At 65.3% G+C, this 18873-nt stretch carries 18 protein-coding genes; 1 reads left to right on the top strand and 17 read right to left on the bottom strand.

The features are described 5' to 3' along the window. Positions 1-63: 63 nt before the first annotated feature. The 6 genes from ABIB99_RS03535 to ABIB99_RS03510 all read right to left on the bottom strand — a co-directional run bounded on the left by ABIB99_RS03535 (position 64) and on the right by ABIB99_RS03510 (position 5684). On the bottom strand, positions 64-1983 hold the full coding sequence (locus ABIB99_RS03535) for a nitric oxide reductase activation protein NorD (RefSeq protein ID WP_354174885.1): 1920 nt from the start codon (positions 1981-1983) through the stop codon (positions 64-66). 10 nt (positions 1984-1993) lie between these two features. Beyond that, a complete protein-coding gene (locus ABIB99_RS03530) occupies positions 1994-2812 on the bottom strand; it encodes a CbbQ/NirQ/NorQ/GpvN family protein (protein ID WP_354174884.1) in 819 nt (272 codons plus the stop codon). Between the two features lie 55 nt (positions 2813-2867). Then, positions 2868-4214 (bottom strand): cbb3-type cytochrome c oxidase subunit I, encoded by a 1347-nt coding sequence (locus ABIB99_RS03525; RefSeq protein WP_208085860.1) that lies wholly within the window; start codon positions 4212-4214, stop codon positions 2868-2870. Between the two features lie 67 nt (positions 4215-4281). Further along, positions 4282-4734, bottom strand: coding sequence for a c-type cytochrome (locus tag ABIB99_RS03520; protein ID WP_354174883.1), 453 nt, complete (start codon positions 4732-4734; stop codon positions 4282-4284). Positions 4735-4845: 111 nt separating this feature from the next. Continuing rightward, positions 4846-5106, bottom strand: a complete 261-nt coding sequence (locus ABIB99_RS03515; protein WP_354174882.1) for a cytochrome C oxidase subunit IV family protein — start codon at positions 5104-5106, stop codon at positions 4846-4848. A gap of 2 nt (positions 5107-5108) precedes the next feature. Continuing rightward, the gene (locus ABIB99_RS03510) at positions 5109-5684 is read right to left on the bottom strand and encodes a cytochrome c oxidase subunit 3 family protein (protein WP_354174881.1); all 576 of its coding nucleotides are present in this window, start codon (positions 5682-5684) and stop codon (positions 5109-5111) included. Between the two features lie 167 nt (positions 5685-5851). Here ABIB99_RS03510 and ABIB99_RS03505 point away from each other — a divergent pair, with 167 nt between their 5' ends. Beyond that, positions 5852-6007: a hypothetical protein gene (locus tag ABIB99_RS03505; protein WP_085965373.1), complete on the top strand. Its 156-nt coding sequence runs from the start codon at positions 5852-5854 to the stop codon at positions 6005-6007. A gap of 29 nt (positions 6008-6036) precedes the next feature. On the opposite strand, the gene ABIB99_RS03500 is transcribed toward ABIB99_RS03505, so the two are convergent. The 11 genes from ABIB99_RS03500 to ABIB99_RS03450 all read right to left on the bottom strand — a co-directional run bounded on the left by ABIB99_RS03500 (position 6037) and on the right by ABIB99_RS03450 (position 18867). Beyond that, positions 6037-7242, bottom strand: a complete 1206-nt coding sequence (locus tag ABIB99_RS03500) for a sensor histidine kinase (RefSeq protein ID WP_081369307.1) — start codon at positions 7240-7242, stop codon at positions 6037-6039. Positions 7243-7714: 472 nt separating this feature from the next. Beyond that, a complete protein-coding gene (gene mmsB / locus ABIB99_RS03495; RefSeq protein ID WP_085399414.1) occupies positions 7715-8905 on the bottom strand; it encodes a multiple monosaccharide ABC transporter permease in 1191 nt (396 codons plus the stop codon). Next, positions 8902-10479 (bottom strand): multiple monosaccharide ABC transporter ATP-binding protein, encoded by a 1578-nt coding sequence (gene mmsA / locus ABIB99_RS03490; protein WP_354174880.1) that lies wholly within the window; start codon positions 10477-10479, stop codon positions 8902-8904. The genes mmsB and mmsA overlap by 4 nt, the downstream gene beginning before the upstream one ends. A 101-nt stretch (positions 10480-10580) precedes the next feature. Next, positions 10581-11654: a multiple monosaccharide ABC transporter substrate-binding protein gene (chvE, locus tag ABIB99_RS03485; protein ID WP_354174879.1), complete on the bottom strand. Its 1074-nt coding sequence runs from the start codon at positions 11652-11654 to the stop codon at positions 10581-10583. Positions 11655-11727: 73 nt separating this feature from the next. Then, complete coding sequence (locus ABIB99_RS03480; protein WP_354174909.1) at positions 11728-12606, bottom strand: SMP-30/gluconolactonase/LRE family protein; 879 nt, start codon at positions 12604-12606, stop codon at positions 11728-11730. Continuing rightward, on the bottom strand, positions 12606-13682 hold the full coding sequence (locus ABIB99_RS03475; RefSeq protein WP_354174878.1) for an aldose epimerase family protein: 1077 nt from the start codon (positions 13680-13682) through the stop codon (positions 12606-12608). The genes ABIB99_RS03480 and ABIB99_RS03475 overlap by 1 nt, the downstream gene beginning before the upstream one ends. Before the next feature lie 2 nt (positions 13683-13684). Beyond that, entirely contained in the window at positions 13685-14611 is a 927-nt protein-coding gene (locus ABIB99_RS03470; RefSeq protein ID WP_354174877.1) for a Gfo/Idh/MocA family protein, read from the bottom strand. Further along, a complete protein-coding gene (locus ABIB99_RS03465) occupies positions 14608-15360 on the bottom strand; it encodes a FadR/GntR family transcriptional regulator (RefSeq protein ID WP_028150313.1) in 753 nt (250 codons plus the stop codon). Before ABIB99_RS03465 ends, ABIB99_RS03470 begins: the two co-directional genes overlap by 4 nt. After that, positions 15357-16337 (bottom strand): galactofuranose ABC transporter, permease protein YjfF, encoded by a 981-nt coding sequence (gene yjfF, locus ABIB99_RS03460; protein WP_208085850.1) that lies wholly within the window; start codon positions 16335-16337, stop codon positions 15357-15359. Before yjfF ends, ABIB99_RS03465 begins: the two co-directional genes overlap by 4 nt. Beyond that, positions 16334-17326 carry an ABC transporter permease gene (locus ABIB99_RS03455; protein ID WP_071915511.1) on the bottom strand — a complete coding sequence of 331 codons (993 nt, stop codon included), beginning with the start codon at positions 17324-17326 and terminating at the stop codon, positions 16334-16336. The genes yjfF and ABIB99_RS03455 overlap by 4 nt, the downstream gene beginning before the upstream one ends. Then, positions 17323-18867 carry a sugar ABC transporter ATP-binding protein gene (locus ABIB99_RS03450; protein ID WP_354174876.1) on the bottom strand — a complete coding sequence of 515 codons (1545 nt, stop codon included), beginning with the start codon at positions 18865-18867 and terminating at the stop codon, positions 17323-17325. Before ABIB99_RS03450 ends, ABIB99_RS03455 begins: the two co-directional genes overlap by 4 nt. Positions 18868-18873: the final 6 nt, after the last annotated feature.

Genomic DNA, 18873 nt, shown 5'->3' with positions numbered 1-18873 from the left:
GATCATATACCCATGCTTTGAGCAATAGTTCACCGAAGAGGGCGCATGGCGGGCTCTCCGGGGTCAATGGGCGACCTGTCGATAGATCGCAGGCAGCGCCGCAGGCAATCGACGGATATTGCCGACGATGGCGTAGCCACTGCGGCCGAACAGCGTCGGGACGTAGGATTGCGCCGTCGCATCGATCGTCACGCCGAAGACCGCGATGCCGAGCCGCCGCGCCTCCTGCACGGATTTGCGGGTGTCCTCGACCGCAAAGCGCCCCTCGTAATGATCGACGTCGTTCGGCTTGCCGTCGGTGAGAACGAGCAGCAGCTTCTTGCGCTGCGGCTGGCGCGCCAGCTCGGCCGAGGCGTGACGTACCGCCGCACCGATCCGTGTGTAATAGCCAGGCTTCAGCGCGCCGATCCGGCGCTCGATCGCGCCACTCATCGGCTCGCCGAAGGCCTTGACCGTTTCGAGCCGCACCCAGGAACGCCGGCGTGAGGTGAAGGTGAGGATACTGTGGTGATCGCCGCAGGCCGACAGGCCGTGCGCAAGCACCAGCAGCGCCTCCTTCTCGACGTCGAGCACCCGATAACCGTCGACCCAGGCATCCGTCGAGAGCGAGACGTCCACCAGCAGCGTGACGGCGAGATCGTGCCCTCGCGATCGCATCGCCACATGGACCCGATCGAGACTGCCTCCGCCACTTCCGGCGCGGAGATCGCACCGCGCACGCACGAGCGCGTCGAGGTCGAGGTCGTGCCCATCGGCCTGGGCGCGCATCAATTCATGACGCGGCCGCAACACCTCGAAGCGGCGGCGCACCTGGCGGATGTGCCGGCGCATGGCGTCATCAGGCGTCCAGCCCTCACCCAGCTCGGAGGCCGCACCCGCGAGCACGCGGCAATGATCGGGCAGATAGGAGCCGCTGCGATAATCCCATTCGGGATAGCTCAGGTCCGCGTTCAATCGCGATACATCGAGGGCTTCCGGCGGCAGGTCGAGATCAAATTTGAGCCGGCTCGCCGGCTTGCCGCTGCGGCGGCTGAGCGTGATCTCCTCGAGGTCGTCGGCTGCCTTCTGCGCATCCTCGTCCTCACTGTCGTCTGCGGGGCGGTCGACGTTGATCATCTCGGCCATCGCGAGGATCTTTTCAAAGCGATTGAGCACGAAAGGATCGCGGCGATTGGTACCGTCTTCGCGCTCACGGACGGCAAAACGCTTGCGATCGTCCGATGGCGCTGGCGCGGCGGTCGGCACGCACGCGTCATCGCCCGCATGTGCGGGCGACAGCTCGCGCGTCCAGCAATCGCCCCAGAGCGGGCATGGCAGGATCGAACGGTAACCCGGCGGCGCCTTGTCCGGCAGTGGCCCCGTCCCCATCATCGCCGGCCACAGCTTTCCCACCGGCGGCGTATCGGCGCCGAGCAGAGCAAGCACGATCTGCTCCATGTCCTGCTCGATGCGCGGCAATGGCCGGTGCGGCCGCGCCATGGCCGTGGCCGCGGCCAGCCGGGCGTAGTCCTCGGCAAGGCCGGGACATTCCGTCAGCACAAGCACCGCGATCTCGCTGGCCCGCCGCAGCGTCAGCAGATCGCGCCGCAGCGGATCGGCCTCCGCGATCACTTCGACGGGTGCAAAGGCAAACCACGCGGCCAGCCACCGGTACAGCGCAGCATTCAGCCCGCGATCGGCGAAGATCGCGATGTTGTCGGGCAGGAAGATCGTCGCGGCGTCACGCCCTGGTTGCGCGAGCCGCTCGTCGCCGAGCCCGATGCGCTGCCGCCATCCGAGCCGATGCCCAGTCCGGCGGGCACTCGCGCTCGCGATCTGCACGCCCGTCTCCCCGCCAAGCGCGCGGAACATGATCGCGATCCGGCTGCGCACCTCCGCGAGCGACACCGCGTGTTCGGCATGGGCCGGATAGCTCGCGGTGCCGCCAACCAGACGATGCCAGGCGCGGCCGACGGTTTCTTCAAGCTCGAGGAAATCGAGCATCGCATCACCCTCAGGAGATCACGGCGCGTGCGACGTCGAGCAGCGCCGCCTTGACGTCTGCGTCATCGGTGAGCGGTTCGATCATCCCGGCCAGCACCGCATCGGCGATTGAGGCTCCGGCCGCAATCAGGGTGGCGCAATAGACCACGAGACGGGTCGAAACGCCCTCCTCCAGGTCGTGCCCCTTCAGCGCGCGCAGCCGGCCGGCCAGCAGGACCAGCGGCCGCACATAGTCGGGCGCAAGCCCGCTCTCGGCCGCGACCACCGCGATCTCCTGCTCCGGGGCTAAGAAGCCGAACTCGATGGCAACGAAGCGCTGACGCGTCGACGGCTTCAACGCCTTCAGCAGCGTCTGGTAACCGGGATTGTAGGAGACCACCAGCATGAAGCTCTTCGGCGCGACCAGCTCCTCGCCGGTCCGCTCCAGCGGCAGGATACGGCGGTCGTCGGTGAGCGGATGCAGCACCACCGTGACGTCCTTGCGCGCCTCCACGACCTCGTCGAGATAGCAGATGCCGCCTTCCCGCACTGCCCGTGTCAGCGGACCGTCGGTCCATACGGTGTCGCCGCCCCTCAGCAGGTAGCGGCCGGTAAGATCGGCGGCGGTGAGATCGTCGTGGCAGGCGACGGTGTGAAGCGGCAATCCCAGCCGTGCTGCCATGTGAGCGACGAAGCGCGTCTTGCCGCAGCCGGTCGGTCCCTTCAACAGGACCGGGAGCTGATGCCGCCAGGCGTGCTCGAACAGCGCGCATTCGTTGCCGCTTGCGGCATAGGCCGGTAGCTCGGCTGCGGGCGCGGGCGGCGCCAGGGTGTGAAGTGCTGCTTTCATAAACTTTCTCCAAAGATCTGGGAAAGGCGGCCACGTTCCGCGGCCGCCTTCGCGTTCATTCGGCCGGTTGGAGCACGCCTGGGATAGTCGCCTGCTTCTCGCGGCCGGGCACCAGCACCGCCCAGACGAACATCAATGCCGAGATCGCGACGAACACGCCGGAGCCGAGCCGCACCCAGTAGAAGAAGGCAAGCTGGTCCTGCACGTCCATGTAACTCTGGCCAAGCACGCGCTGGAGATGGACCTGAATCACGCCGGCAAAGGTCAACGCGAAAGTCATGGTCATCATCGCCGTGCACATGATCCAGAAGCTGGTCATGCTGAGCCACTGGTTATAGGGCGCACGTCCCTTGATCTGCGGGATCGCATAAGCCATCACCGACAGGTTCAGCATCACATAGGCGCCGAAGAAGGCGAGATGGCCATGTGCGGCGGTGACCTGCGTGCCGTGGGTGTAGTAGTTCACCGACGACAGCGTGTGCAGGAAGCCCCAGACGCCGGCGCCGAGGAACGCCATCACCGAGCAGCCGACCGACCACAGCAGCGCGGCGCGGTTCGGATGCTTGCGGCCGGCCTTCCAGGTCATCTGCACCGTGAAGATCACCATGGTGAAGAAGGGCGCGACCTCGAGCGTGGAGAACAGCGAGCCGATCCACTGCCAGTAGCCTGGCGCGCCGATCCAGTAGAAATGGTGGCCGGTGCCGAGAATGCCCGAGAACAGCGCAAGGCCGATGATGACGTAGAGCCACTTCTCGACCACCTCGCGGTCGATGCCGTTGAGCTTGATCATCAGATAGGCGAGCACGGACGCCATGATCAGCTCCCAGACGCCCTCGACCCAGAGATGAACGACATACCACCAGTACATCTTGTCGACCGCGAGATTGGCCGGATTGTAGAAGGCGAACAGGAAGAAGATCGCAACACCCCACAGGCCGAACAACAGGATGTTGGTGACCGTCGTCTTGCGTCCCCTAAGCGCCGTCATCGTCACGTTGAACAGGAACATCAGGCAGACGACCACGATGCCGACCTTGATGATGAAGGGCTGCTCGAGGAACTCGCGGCCTTCGTGGTAGTGGAAGAGATAGCCGACCACGGCCACACCGGCTGCGCCGAAGAACATCCAGAACTGGATCTTTGCGAGCAGCGGGCTGTAAAGCTCGGTCTCGGTTTCCTCGGGCAGCAGGAAGTAGGTCGCGCCCATGAAGCCGATCAGCGACCACACGATCAGCGCGTTGGTATGAATCATCCTGACGATGTTGAACGGCAGCAGCACCGACAGCGTGTTGGGCAGAACGTAGATGGTCCCGGCGAGGAGGCCGAACAGGACCTGCGCCAGGAACAGGGTCAGCGCGCCGTAGAAATACAGCATCGCGACTTTCTGGGTTTGATATTTCATTTCGGGTTCTCTCTGTCTTGAAAGAGGCAAGGTCTTGAAAGAGGCAAGGCCCTGAAAGAGGAAGGCGTCAGCCGGCCTTGTTCGGCGGCCACTCCTGGCGCTTGATCTTGCTGGTCCATTGCAGGAAGTCGGCGAGATCGTTGAGCTCCTGGTCGGTGAGGTTGAACTGCGGCATCTGGCGCCGGCCCTCCGCGCCCGAGGGCTGCGATTGCATCCAGGCCTTCAACGTCTCGCGCGCACCCGCCGGATCCTCATTGCCGCCCCAGCGATCCCAGACGTTGCCGACTTCAGGGGCGAAATAGGCGCCCTCGCCCAGCAAGGTGTGGCAGTTGATGCAGGAGTTCCTCTCCCAGACATGCTTGCCGCGCGCGACCGACGATGTCAGCGTCGTCGCGTCTGTCGAGGTCGTCACCATGTAATAATGGCTGTGCGCCGTCAGCCCGATGAAGATGGCGAAGAAGAAGGCCGAACCGCCGTAGAAGACGTTTCGAGCCGCCGACTTGGTCAGGCGTTCAGCCATTGCCAGTCCTTTCCGTTGTGAGTCCAGTCTTGAGGAAGCAGTGATGCTGTATCTTGCCGATTAGTGCCGACGGGTCTTTGTCCGGGCGCAATGAGCGCTGCGTTGACGGCGTCAGATCAATGCGACGACGGCGGAGGCGAGCCAGGCAAACAACACCACGATGAGGATCCATGCGCTAACCAGACCGCGCCAGAGCGCCGGCACGGCGCGGAGATCCATAAAATCAAGTGCAATGCGGCGGCCCTTGATGGCGGCGAAGGTCAGCAACAAAGCGTCGCCGAGCAGCGGTCTCGGCACCAGCTGTGGCAGCAGCACCGTCGCCAGCGCGAGGCCGATCAGCACGAGCCAGGTGATGTCGAGACGGCCGGGCATGATCAGCGCACCAGATAGAGGATCGGGAACATAACGATCCAGACCAGATCGACCATGTGCCAGAAGGCGGCGCCGGTCTCGACGCCCGAGATCTCGGCGCGGCGGCAGACCACGGCAAGGATGATGATGCCGAGGCAGACGTGCAGGAGATGGAAGCCGGTCAGGAGGAAGTAGAGCGTGAAGAACGGGCTGGTCTCCAGGCCGATCCCGCGACCGATCTCTTCGGCATATTCGGTCAGCTTGATCGCGATGAAGAGGCCGCCGAGCGCCATGGCAATCAGTAGCCAGCGGCGCGAGGCCTGCTTTTCATTGGTGCGCGCAGATCTGGTCGCCCTCGCCGCGGCCCAGCCGCTGGTCACCAGCACGATTGTGTTGAGGCCGGCGAGATTCGCGTTGAGCGCCGCCTGCCCCGCCGCGAACACAACGGGATGGATCGCCCGGGCAACGACGAAGGCGCCGAGGAACAGGCCGAAGGCGACGAGCTCGCTGAAGATCAGCACCCAGATCATGGGATCGCCGGGGAGATCTTCCAAGATTCCCCAGCCGGTTCCCTGTTGTTCGCAATCTGCCGCAGACATCGTCTTTCCGGATCAGGAAGCCAGACTTAGCTCAACCGTCCAGTTCGGAATTTGTCGCAGGACAAACTCGGGGCCACCGGCGGAGATGTTTGCGCCGACGCAACGTCCCGCTCGCCGGAGCGCCGTACGAACAGACTCGGGGTTCGCAAGGAGCGGTGAGCAATGACATGAGCGATGCACAGATCGGGCTAATGACCGCGACACCCATCATCATCGCCTTCGCCATCGCGCTCCGGCGCATGGGCGTGCTGTCGACGGTGGCGACGGTATCGGCGGTGAGCCTCTCCGTCGCGATCGCGACGGTGCTGTTCACGACGCAGTAGCCGGGCACTACCGATGAGGAAACGATCAGCTATCGCCGGTCGGGCGCCGTTCTCGGCAGGATGAGCTGAAACCGCGTCCCCGCGCCGGGCAGGCTCTCGAGCCGGAGCTGCCCACCCAGCCGGTCGACGACGATGCTGTGCACGATATGCAGACCGAGGCCGCTTGCGCCGTCGTGCCGGCGCGTGGTGAAGAACGGGTCGAAGGCCCGCCGTTCCACATCGGGAGCCATGCCGCAGCCGTCATCAGCAAACAGCAGCTCAACGTGGTCATCATTGACCGCACGGAGCGAGACGTTGATCGTCCCGGTCTCACCATCGGAGAACGCGTGCGTCATCGCATTGACTGCGAGGTTGGTGAGCACTTGGCCGAAAGGCCCGGGATAGCTGTCCATGGCGAGATTCGTTTCGCAGTGGAGGCTGAACGCGATGTCGCGCACCCGCAACTGCCGCTCGAACTGCGACAGAACCTGGCCGGCCAGCTCGCCTGCGTCGAAGCTGCGCCGAAGCGACTCGGTCTGGTCAGCCGCCACCTGCTTGAAGGATTGCACCCGCTCGGCGGCGCGACCGAGATTCGTGACCAGCTGCGCCGACGCATCGCTGACCAGTCCCAGAAACCCTGTCAGTGTCGAGCGCTTGAGATTACCCCGCGCGACCTCCGCCGCGAACTGCTCCGCCTTGCGCTGGAGCGTCGATGCCACCGTCAGACTGCTGCCGAGTGGCGTGTTGATCTCGTGCGCGACACCGGCAACCATGCGCCCGAGCGCCGCCAGCTTTTCCGCCTCGATCAGGGTGTCCTGGATATCGCGCAGATGGCGAAGCGCGGTCTCAGCGGCGTCCCTGGCGCTGCGAATCTCCCGCTCGGCGCGCTTGCGTTCGGTGATCTCCTCCGCCGCCACATTGACCGCGACAATCTCGCCATCCGGCATTCGCAGCGGGTGCCAATAAGTAACCCAGGAACGCTCCTCGACCTGATCGGCCCGCTGTCCCGCCACCTCGATACCGATCACGGGCTCGCCCGTCGCGACGATCGAGCGCACAATCTGCTCGACGGAATCCGCCAGGGCCGGCACGCAGTCCCTGACCGTATGTCCAAGATGGCCTTCGACGGATATGCCGCAGATCTCGGTCAGACGCTGGTTGATCAGCAAATAGCGGCAGTCCGGCGACAGACAGGCCAACCCGATCGGGGCGGTGTCGTAGATCAGCTGCAACGCCGGCAAAGTCGAGACCAGCATCAACTCCGAAGCCGGCGATGACCTCACTGTACTCGTCACTCAGGTTCCCCGTGGTCCCTTGCGTCGACCACATGAGATTAGCACGGAATTGACGATCGGTTGATCTAGATCAAGAAGACGCGCCGGCGCCTCTCGTTCCGAGGCTCTGGCGTGAATCGCCTCGTTCAAAACAGAACAAAGGCCCCGATCAATAAACCTGCAGCAAAGGAGCCTAGCCCGAGGGTGCAGACGGAAACGATGCGCAAGAGGATGCGAAGCCGGCCCTCAAATTCATCGTCTGTCATCTCGTGGATATGAGCCGCCACTGGTGCTGCCCTGCCCGTGCCCTGCTCGGCCCCCCCCGGATCTAGTCCCCAAATCATGGTCATCGCGAGGCATCGGTTCCGGTCGCGATGCCGTGATCGAAATTGACGAAAATGGTAGTCGCCTGGCGGGGCGGCGCCAGAGCCTCCCCCGCGACGTGATTTTGCGCCTACCGCCGCTGGTTATACACGTCGATGCACACGGCCCCGAGCAGCACCAGGCCCTTGATGACCTGCTGGTAGTCGATGCCGATGCCGAGGATGGACATGCCGTTGTTCATCACGCCCATGATCATGGCGCCGACCACGGCGCCGCCGACGCGGCCGACCCCACCATAGGCCGAGGCGCCGCCAATGAAGCAGGCGGCGATGACGTCGAGCTCGAAGCCGAGGCCCGCTTTCGGCGTCGCGGTGTTGAGGCGCGCGGCAAAGACGAGGCCGGCAAGGGCTGCGAGCACGCCCATGTTGACGAAGGTGAGGAAGGTCAGCCGCTCGGTCTTGATGCCCGACAGGCTTGCCGCCTTGGCGTTGCCGCCGACGGCATAGATCTGCCGGCCGATCACGGTGCGGCGGGTGACGAAGCCGTAGAGCGCGATCAAGGCGCTCATGATCACCAGCACGTTCGGCAAGCCGCGATAGGTCGCGATCAGGTAGGTGAAGTAGAGCACGGCGCAGGCCAGCACCACGCTCTTGCCGAGGAAGAACGCGTAAGGCTCGACCTCGATGCCGTGCGACTGCTCGCGCGCGCGGCTCTTGGCGCTGGCATAGACCAGCCCCAGCGCCAGCACGGCGCCGATCAGCATCGAGGTCGGATGCAGCGTGCCCGCTTCGGGCAGGAACTCCGGAATGAAGCCCGACGACAATTTCTGGAAGGTCGGCGGAAACGGCCCGAGCGACTGCCCCTGCAACACCGCGAGCGCAAGTCCCTTGAACACGAGCATGCCGGCCAGGGTCACGATGAAAGACGGTATCTTGAAATAGGCGACCCAATAGCCCTGCGCCGCGCCGATCGCAGCGCCGACCACGAGGCAGGCGATGAAGGCGAGCGTATAGTCGACCTTGTACGTCACCATCAGCAGGGCGGCGACCGCGCCGACGAATCCCGCGACCGACCCGACCGAGAGGTCGATATGGCCGGTGACGATCACGAGCAGCATGCCGAGCGCCATGATGACGATGTAGCTGTTCTGGAGTACCAGATTGGTCAGGTTGAGCGGCTGGAGCAACGTGCCGCCGGTCATGACCTGAAAGAACAGCATGATCGCGATCAGCGACATCAGCATGCCGTAATTGCGCAAATTGTTCTTGATGAAGCTGCCGTGCCGGCGCTCCTCGGGCAGCGACACCGTCTTGTCGGTCATGGCTGCAATCCTCCCATCTCCGCGGCCTCAGGCACGCCGTTTCCGTTGCTTCGTTCGTTGCGCATGATGGCGCGCATGATCTTCTCCTGCGTCGCCTCTGCGCCCTTGAACTCCCCGACGAAGGCGCCGTCGTTCATGACGCAGATGCGATCGCAGATACCGAGCAGCTCGGGCATCTCCGAGGAGATCACCACGACGCCGCGCCCGGCCTCCGCAAGCTCGTTGATGATACAGTAAATCTCGTATTTGGCACCGACATCGATGCCCCGGGTCGGCTCGTCCAGGATCAGGACCTTGGGATCGGTCATCAGCCATTTCGACAGCACCACTTTCTGCTGGTTGCCGCCGGAGAGCTGGCCGGTCTCCTGGTAGACGTCGGAGCAGCGGATGCGCATGCGGCTCCGGTAGTCGCTGGCAACCTTCAGCTCGGCGATGTCGTCGATCACCCGGCCGGGTGCGACCTGGTCGAGGCTGGCGAGCGTGATGTTCTTGCGGACGTCATCGGCCAGGATCAAGCCCAGCTGCTTGCGGTCCTCGGTGACATAGGCAAGGCCGGCGTCGATCGCAGCCGCGACGCTCGGCAGCACGATCTCCCTGCCCTCGAGCCGGATCCGGCCGCTGATAGTGGTGCCCCAGGAGCGGCCGAACAGGCTCATGGCAAACTCGGTGCGGCCGGCGCCCATCAGCCCGGCAATGCCGACGACCTCGCCGCGCTTCACGCCGAAATTGACGTTCTTGATCACCTGCCGCTCGGGATGAATGGGGTGATAGACCGACCAGTTCTCGACGGTCAGGACAGGCGCGCCGATCTTCGCGCTGCGCTCGGGAAAGCGATGGGCGAGATCGCGGTTGACCATGCTGCGGATGATGCGGTCTTCCTGGATCGGCTCGCTGCGGCAGTCGATGCTGTCGACGGTGCGGCCGTCGCGCAGCACGGTGATGTGGTCGGCGACCTTGGCCACCTCGTTGAGCTTGTGCGAGATCAGGATCGAGCCGATGCCCTGCTCGCGGAAGGCCATCAGGCGTTCGAGCAGCGCGGCGCTGTCGGCCTCGTTGAGGCTCGCGGTCGGCTCGTCCAGGATCAGCATCCGCACCCGCTTGGACAGCGCCTTCGCGATCTCTACCAGCTGCTGCTTGCCGACGCCGAGGTCGGTGATCAGCGTATCCGGCGATTCCTTCAGGCCGACCTGCGCGAGCAGCTCGCGCGTGCGCCGGTAGACCTCGTCGCGATCGATGACGCCGAATTTGGACGGCGGATGCGACAGGAAGATGTTCTCCGCGATCGACATCAGCGGGATCAGCGCCAGCTCCTGGTGGATGATGATGATGCCGAGCGCCTCGGAATCGTTGATGTCGCGGAAGCGGCGCTCCTCGCCCTCGAAGACGATGGTGCCCTCGTAGCTGCCGGCCGGGTAGACGCCGCTGAGCACTTTCATCAGTGTGGATTTGCCGGCACCGTTCTCGCCGACAAGCGCGTGGATCTGCCCGGCCTCGACCGAGAAGTTCACGTCACGCAGAGCCTGCACGCCTGAAAAGCTCTTGCTGACGTTGCGCATCTCCAGCATGGCGGTCATGATTTCACATCCCTCGATCGCTGCTAGTTCACCTCTCCCCGCTTGCGGGGGGAGGGAGAAGAGGCTCTCCCCGCAAGCGGGGAGAGGGGAAAGAAAGAAGCTTACTGGAACTGCGACTTCTTGTAGTAGCCGCTGTCGACCAGAGTCTTCTCCCAATTGTCCTTGTAGACCACGACCGGCTTCAAGAGATAGGACGGCACCGTCTTGGCGCCGTTCTCGTAGGTCTTGGTGTCGTTGACGGTGACCTGCTTGCCGGCGAGTGCGGCGTCGACCATGTCGGCGGTCACCTTGGCGAGATCGCGGGTGTCCTTGAAGATGGTCGAGTACTGATCACCGCGCAGCATCGCCTTGATCGAGGGCACCTCGGCATCCTGGCCGCTGATGATCGGCATCGGCTGGCCGGCGCTGCCATAGCCCACGCCCTTCAGCGACGAGATGATGCCGATCGACAGGCCGTCATAGGGCGACAGCACCGCGTTGACCTTCTTGTTGCCGTAGTAGGCGCTGAGCAGGTTGTCCATGCGCGCCTGCGCGGTGGCGCCGTCCCAGCGGAGCGTCGCGACCTTGTCCATGCCCATCTGGCCGGAGACGACGACGAGCTTGCCGCTGTCGATGTACGGCTTCAGCACGCTCATCGCGCCGTTGTAGAAGAAGTAGGCGTTGTTGTCGTCGGGCGAGCCACCGAACAGCTCGATGTTGAACGGGCCCTTGCCGTCCTTGAGGCCAAGCCCCTGCACGAGCGACTCCGCCTGGAGCACGCCGACCTGGAAATTGTCGAAGGTCGCGTAATAGTCGACGTTCGGCGTGCCGCGGATCAGGCGGTCATAGGCGATCACGGTGATGCCTTTTGCTTTCGCCTGCTTGAGCACGTCGGACAGCGTAGTGCCGTCGATCGCGGCGATCACCAGCGCTTTCGCACCCTTGGTCACCATGTTCTCGACCTGCGAGAGCTGGTTCGGGATGTCGTCCTCGGCATATTGCAGGTCGGTGTTGTAGCCGCGCTCCTTCAGCACCTTGACCATGTTGTTGCCGTCGTCGATCCAGCGCGCCGACGATTTCGTCGGCATGGCAATGCCAACCGTCGCCTTGTCCTGGGCGGAGGCAGTGACGCCTGAGGCCATCGTCGCTGCGCCGACAAGCGCCAGCGCGAGAAATGTCGTCTTCAGTTTCAGCATGTTTTACTCCCTTGGGTGTCAGACTGTTTCTTCGTTTCGTCGAGAACGTTGGTCGTGTGCGGCTGCGAGCCTCCTATGCGAGCTTGACGTCAGGCTCCGCGCGACCACGCGCAGATGCCTGCAACAGGAAAGTGCGGCCGGCCTGCGGATCGGCGGCGCGCGCCGCCGCGTCCATATCCTGCCAGGCCGACGTGACGAGGAGGCGCGACAGATCAGGGCCCACGAAAGCGGGGCAGCTCGACTGCTTTGCCGGCACGCGCAGCGAGCGCAGACGCTCGCCTCGCGGAGAGTAGACATCGATCCGGCCCGCACCCCAGCAGGCGTTCCAGATCTGCCCGTCGGCGTCGCACACCGAGCCGTCGAGGCCCCCGATGCCGGTGTGGCGCAACAGAACGTCCGGCTCGCCTCGCGGCAAGCCGGTCGCCGGATCAAGCGGAACCGCGTAGAGCACGGCGCGCGCGGTGTCGGCGAAGTAGCCGGTCGCACCGTCCGGTGAAAAGCAGATCGAATTGGGAATGGTGATGCGGGGGAACAGCATCGATATCTTGCCGCGATGGAACGCGTAGATCGCGCCCGCTCCCGCCTCCGCATTGCGGCCCATGGTGCCGATCCAGAACGTGCCGGACTGGTGCACACGGGCATCGTTGGAGCGCGTCGCGGGATTGTCGGCTTCAAGCGGACAGACCAGCGTCAACGCGCCGTCGGCGAGCTTGCGGATGTAGAGGCCGTCTTCGGCGACGATCAACTGGCGCTCGGCGTCGATGCGCCCGAGACCGCTCGCCATCCGGCCGAGCGCGTGGACGCGAATGCTGCCGCTGCCGAGATGCGCCTCGAACAGCCGCCCCTCGCGGATATCGAACCACCAGGCCGTGTCGGTGCTCAAATCATAGGTCGGCCCCTCGCCGAGATGGCATGGATCGTCCGAAAGAACCGAGGTCGGCACCTCTTCCATCATGGCGTCCTCACTCCAAAGCGATAGACCGTGTGATGGCGGTAGACCTCGCCGGGATTGAGGCGCGGGCTCGGGAAATCCGGCCGGTTCGGCGCATCCGGCCAGATGTGCGGCTCGAGACACATGGCATCCGACTGCCGGATGAGCTTGCCGCCCTTGCCCGAGATCGTGCCGTCGAGATAGTTGCCGGAATAGACCTGAAGGCCGGGCTGATTGGTCAAGAGCTCCATGATGCGCCCCGAACGCGGCGCCTCCAGCCGGGCCGCGAGAGCAAGCTTGCCGTCACGCCCGAGACAGTAGGTATGGTCGTAGCCCTTGCCGTTCTGCAATTGCTGATCGCGCTCGCGGATGCGCGCGCCGACGGCCTCGCCGTCGCGGAAGTTGAACGGCGTTCCGGCCACCGCGCGCGGCGGCTCAGGCAACGGAATGGCGGTGGGATCGATGGCGAGGAAATGCTCGGCGGCGACCGTCAGCTTGTGGTCGAGAATGGGCGTGCCTGAGGTCGCGCCTTCCAGATTGAAGAAGCTGTGATTGGTCAGGTTGACGATGGTCGGACGGTCGGTTCGCGCCTCCATCGTCAACGACAGCTCGGCCGGGCCGGTGACGCGATAGGTCAGGCGCACGTCGAGCCGGCCGGGATAGTTTTCTTCGCCATGCGGGCTCGAATAGGTGAGCGTGACGCCCGGCTCCGCGCCGTCGTCGATGGCGGCTATCTCCCAGAGCTTGCGATCGAACCCGTCGAGGCCACCATGCAGCGCATTCGGACCGTTGTTGACCGGAAGCTGCACCGTTTCGCCGTCCAGCGAAAATCGTCCGTTGGCAATGCGGTTGGCGTAGCGGCCGACGGTGGCACCGAAGAACTTTCGTTCGGCGAGATAACCGGCAAACGTGTCATGGCCGAGCACGACGTCGTCGTAACCGCCTTTGGCGTCCGGTGCGATGAGCGCCTGGATCACCGCGCCATGGGTGATGATGCGGGCTTCGAACCCGCCCTCCCCGCGCAGCACGATGCGCTCGACGTTGCGGCCGTCCGGCAGCGTTCCGAAGATGTCTTTTGTTATTTTTGAGCCAGCCATGTTCAGTCCACAAACGGTTCGACGATGTTACGCTTGCCGAGCAGGAAGGCATCGGCAACGAGACGCAGCGGCGCCAGGTCGACATCGCGCGCGCCGGTCGCGGTGAGCTTGACGAAGCGCCCGTACAGCTCGCGATATTCCTGATCGGGCGCCTCGGCAACGGTCTCGCCGTCGATCGCCATGCGCCGGCCGCCACCCGACAACGTCATTCGGCCCTGGTCCGTCTCGACGAGAATATCCCAACTCTGCGGTCCGGTCTGGCGGAAATCGAACTCGGCGGTCACAGGCAGGCCGCCGATGTCGGTCAGCGCCAGGTTCGCGGCGATCGGGGCCTGGCAATTGGCTGGAAAGGCCAGCTCGGCCGCGGTGACGAACACCGGCCGGGGCAGAATACGGGTCAGGATCGAGAGCGCGTTGATGCCGGGATCGAACACGCCAAGCCCGCCCGGCTCCCAGATCCAGCCCTGCCCGGGATGCCAGACGCGGACGTCTTCCTTCCAGTTGATGTGCACGGACTTGATCCGCCGCGTGAGAAGCCACGCGCGCGCCGGCTCGACCGCGGGCGCATAGCGTGAATGCCAGGTCGCAAACAGCGTTCGCTTGGCCTCCTCCGCCATCGCGATCAGCGGGTCGAGCTCGGCGACGCCGGTGCCGGGCGGCTTCTCCAGCATCACGTGCTTGCCCGCAGCGAGCGCCGTGGCGGCCTGGGCACGCCTTACCTGCGGCGGCGTGCAGAGCGAGACGGCATCGATCGGCGGTCCCTTTTCCAGCAACTCCTCGATGGTCGCAAAATGCGGCACGCCCGGCAGCGATGCGTTGCGGCTCGCGACGGCCGCGAGCGTCGCGCCCGCCGTCGCAGCAATCGCACCGACATGCTGGTCGCGCGCGATCTTGCCGAAGCCGACGATGGCAATGCGAAGTGCGGTCACGCTTTTTCTCCAATATCCGCGGACGGCAGCGCCTCGGCCTCGTGGCGGCGCATACCGTTGTGAATGACATAAACCATCGCTTCCGAGGCGGTCTGGGCGTCGCCGGCGGCGATGCCATCGACGATCTTCTGGTGCCAGAGCAGCACGGTGTCGCGGTCCTCCGGCTCGACCGGTGCGCTGAGCAGGAAGGAGGCGCGCAGGGCGGCCTCGATGACGTGGCCGATCGAGCGCATGAACAGATTGCCCGAAGCGCGCGCCACCGCAACATGGAGTGCGAGGTCGGCGTCGGCAAAGCCGACGGAATCGGAAGCCTCAAACCGCATGCGGTCCATGCAACGACGGAGCTCGGCGAGGTCGTCTTCGGACCTCTGCGCCGCCGCCAGCATGGCCGCGCGCGGCTCGACCGCGAGGCGAATCTCGGCGAGGTCGTTGAGGAAGCGCTTGTCGATGCCGGCGTCCAGATGCCAAGCCAGCACGTCGGCGTCGAACATGTTCCAGGCGGCGCGCTCGCGTACGACGGTGCCGACGCGGGCCTTGGTGGTGAGCAGGCCCTTGGCGACCAGGGTCTTCACGCTCTCGCGCAGCACCGGCCGCGACACGCCGAACATCGCAATCATCTCGGCATCACCAGGCAGGCGCGTTCCCTCGGCGTAGCGGCCGGCGATAATGTCGACGCCGATCGAGCGGGCCACTTCCGCATGGTTGGAGTGAGCCCGGCGCGTCGGGATGACGACGATGCGCGACGTCATGTGGCTGCTCCTGCGCGCTTCGCCGCCGGCCGCCGCGCGAGCGCGACCAGCCCCTGCTGCAAGGCGATGAAGGCGAACAGTAGCACGCCGGTCGCGATCTTGGTCCACCAGCTCGACAGCGTTCCGTCGAAATTGATGTAGGTCTGGATCAGGCCCTGGATCAGCACGCCGAGGAAGGTGCCGATCACCGAGCCCTGCCCGCCCGTGAGCAGCGTGCCGCCGATCACGACGGCCGCGATGGTGTCGAGCTCGACGCCGACCGCGGAGAGCGAGTAGCCGGCGCTCGTGTAGAAGGAGAACACGATGCCGGCGATGCCCGCGAGCAGGCTCGACAGCATGTAGATCCTCACCGTCATCTTGCCGACGGCAACGCCCATCAGGCTCGCGGTCGCCCGGCTGCCGCCGAGCGCATAGACATTGGCACCGAACCGGGTGAGATGCAGCAGCAAGGCGCCGCCGATCACGATCACGAGCATGATGATCGCAATCGCGGTCAATCGCCCTCCGCCGGGCATCCGCAGCGCGAAGTCCGACACGGTGGAATAGACCGGCGCGGTGATCGGCACCGATTCCGTCGAGAGCAGGAAGCTCGCGCCGCGGGCCAGGAACATCCCCGCCAGCGTCACGATGAACGGCGGCAGGTCGAATATATGGATCACCGCGCCCATCGCGGCTCCGAAGGCCGCCGAGAGCGCGAGGATCGCGACGAAGGCAAGCAGCGGCGGCACGCCCCAGCGCTCGATCGCAAGCGCTACGAACACCGTGGTGAAACCGATCACCGAGCCGACCGAGAGGTCGATGCCGCCGGAGATGATGACGAAGGTCATGCCGGTCGCGACGATGCCGAGAAAGGCGTTGTCGGTGAGGAGATTGCCGACCACGCGGGTGGAGGCGATGTTGGGGAATTGCACGGCGCAGAGCGCAAAGCCGGCAACCAGCACGATAGCGGTGATGAGGACGGGCGGCAGGCCTTTCATGCTTTGGACCTCCGCAGCCGCGCGGCGATCCCGGCAATCCCCGAAAATTTCGGCGATTGCAGCAGCAGCACTGTCATCACCACCACCGCTTTGACCAGCAAATTGAACTCCGGTGGATAGCCCGACAGCAGAATGCCGGTGTTCATGGTCTGGATGATCAACGCACCGAGCACGGCCAGCACGAGGCTGAAACGGCCGCCGAACAGGGAGGTGCCGCCGATCACCACCGCGAGGATGGCGTCGAGCTCGAGCCAGAGGCCGGCATTGTTGGCATCCGCGCCCATGATGTCGGCCGCCGCGATCACGCCGGCGAGCGCGGCGCAGATGCCGCACCAGACGTAGACAGCCAGGATCATCGCACGCGTGCCGACGCCGGCAAGCTCGCTCGCCCGCGCGTTGCCGCCGGTCGCCTCGATGAGCAGTCCGAGCGCCGAGCCGCGCACCACCGCGCCGGTGAGAATCAGCATGCCCAGGGCGATCACGACCGGCATCGGCACGCCGAGCACCGCGCCATTGCCAAGCCAGACCAGATCTGGCGAGGAGAAGGTCACGATGCGCCCCTCGGTAATGAGCTGCGCGATGCCGCGTCCCGCCACCATCAGGATCAGCGTCGCCACGATCGGCTGCATGCCGAGCACCGCGACGAGAAATCCGTTCCACAATCCGCAGATCAAGCCAGCGCCGAGCGCGGCCGCAAGGACCACGGCCAGACTGTGCGTGTCGGCAAGGCTCGCCGCGATCGCGCCGGAGATGGCCATGACCGCACCGACCGACAGATCGATGCCGCGCGTCGCGATCACCAGCACCATGCCGAGCGAGAGCAGCGCCACCGGCGTGCCGCGGTTGAGCACGTCGATCAGGCTGCCGAACAGCCGGCCGTCCTGGAGACGCAGATCGAAGAATTGCGGCGACACGATGCGATCGACCGCCAGGATGACGATCAGCGCGAGGATCTGGGCAAGGCCGCGGCGCGGCAACAGCGCTGTCATGCCCGGCCCTCATGCGCGACAGCGGCGCCATCGGCGGCGATAGCCGCGAGAATGTTGCCGACGTCGATCGCCTCGCCCGCGAGCACCTCGACATGGGCGCGGTCGCGCAGCACGACCACGCGGTCGGAATAGGTCACGATCTCATCCAGCTCGGAGGAGATCACGAGCAGCGCCAGCCCGTCGTCGCAGAGCTCGCGGATCAGGCGGATGATCTCGGCATGCGCGCCGACGTCGATGCCGCGGGTCGGCTCGTCCAGCACCAGGAGGCGCGGCGAGGTCGCGAGCCAGCGCGCCAGCAGCACCTTCTGCTGATTGCCGCCGGACAGCAGCCCCACGGCGCGCTCCGGATCGGGCGGGCGGATGTCGAGCATCTTGACGTAGCGGCTTGCGATCTCGTCCTGCTCGCGGCGCGACAGCGGCCGGTGCAGGCCCCGCTTGGCCTGGAGCGCGAGCACGATGTTCTCGCGCACGGTGAGCTCGGCGACGATGCCGTCGGTCTTGCGTTCCTCCGGGCAATAGCCAAAGCCGTGGCGCACGCCGTCGCGCGGCGACTGCAGCCGCACGGGCGCCCCCTCCACCCTCGCCTGCCCGCCATCGGCGCGCTCGGCGCCGAACACCAGCCGCGCCGTTTCGGTCCGGCCCGAGCCGAGCAGGCCGGCGAGACCCACGACCTCGCCATGGCGTAGCTCGAGATTGAACGGCGCGACATAGCCGGCCTTGCCGTAGTTCTCGAAACTCGCGCAGACCTCGCGCGCCTGATGCCCTCCCGCCGACGCGCGGGCGCTGGTGGTCTCGGCCAGCTCGCGGCCGAGCATCATCCGGATCAGCTCGAGCCGCGGCAGCGAGGCGGTCTCGCGCTCACCGACCAGGCGGCCGTTGCGCAACACCGTGATGCGGTCGGAGATCTCGTAGACCTGATCGAGGAAGTGGCTGACGAACACGATGCCGATGCCGCGCTTGGCAAGCTGGCGCATGATGCCGAACAGGATCTCGACCTCGTGGCGGTCGAGGCTCGCCGTGGGCTCGTCCAGGATCAGCACGCGCGCGGAAAGATCGACGGCCCGCGCAATCGCGGTGACGTGCTGGATGGCGACGGAATAGCTGCCGAGCGGCGCGGCGACGTCGATATCGAGGCCGAAGTCCGTGAGAAGCGCCTTGGCGCGACGCCGCATCTCGCCTTCACGTACGATGCCGAAGCGCATCGGCTGCCGGTCGAGGAACAGGTTCTGCGCGACCGAGAGATTCGGCAGCAGATTGACCTCCTGGTAGACGGTGGCGATACCGGCCTGGAGCGCCGCCTTGGCCGAGCGCGGCGCGACCTCCTCGCCGCCGAGCCGGACGATGCCGGCATCGCGGGGGAATACGCCGGTGATCACCTTGATCATCGTGGATTTGCCGGCGCCGTTCTCACCGAGCAACGCATGAATCTCGCCGGCGCGAAGCGTGAAGTCGACCTCCTGCAACGCACGCACAGCACCGAAGCTTTTGCTGATCCCGCGCACCTCCATCAGGGAAGGAGCAGGATCGGGGCTGTTCTCCATAACGAC

The organism is Bradyrhizobium sp. LA6.1, from assembly GCF_040547805.1.
In the GTDB taxonomy this organism is placed as follows: domain Bacteria; phylum Pseudomonadota; class Alphaproteobacteria; order Rhizobiales; family Xanthobacteraceae; genus Bradyrhizobium; species Bradyrhizobium barranii.
This window is presented reverse-complemented; position numbering and strand designations above follow the sequence as displayed.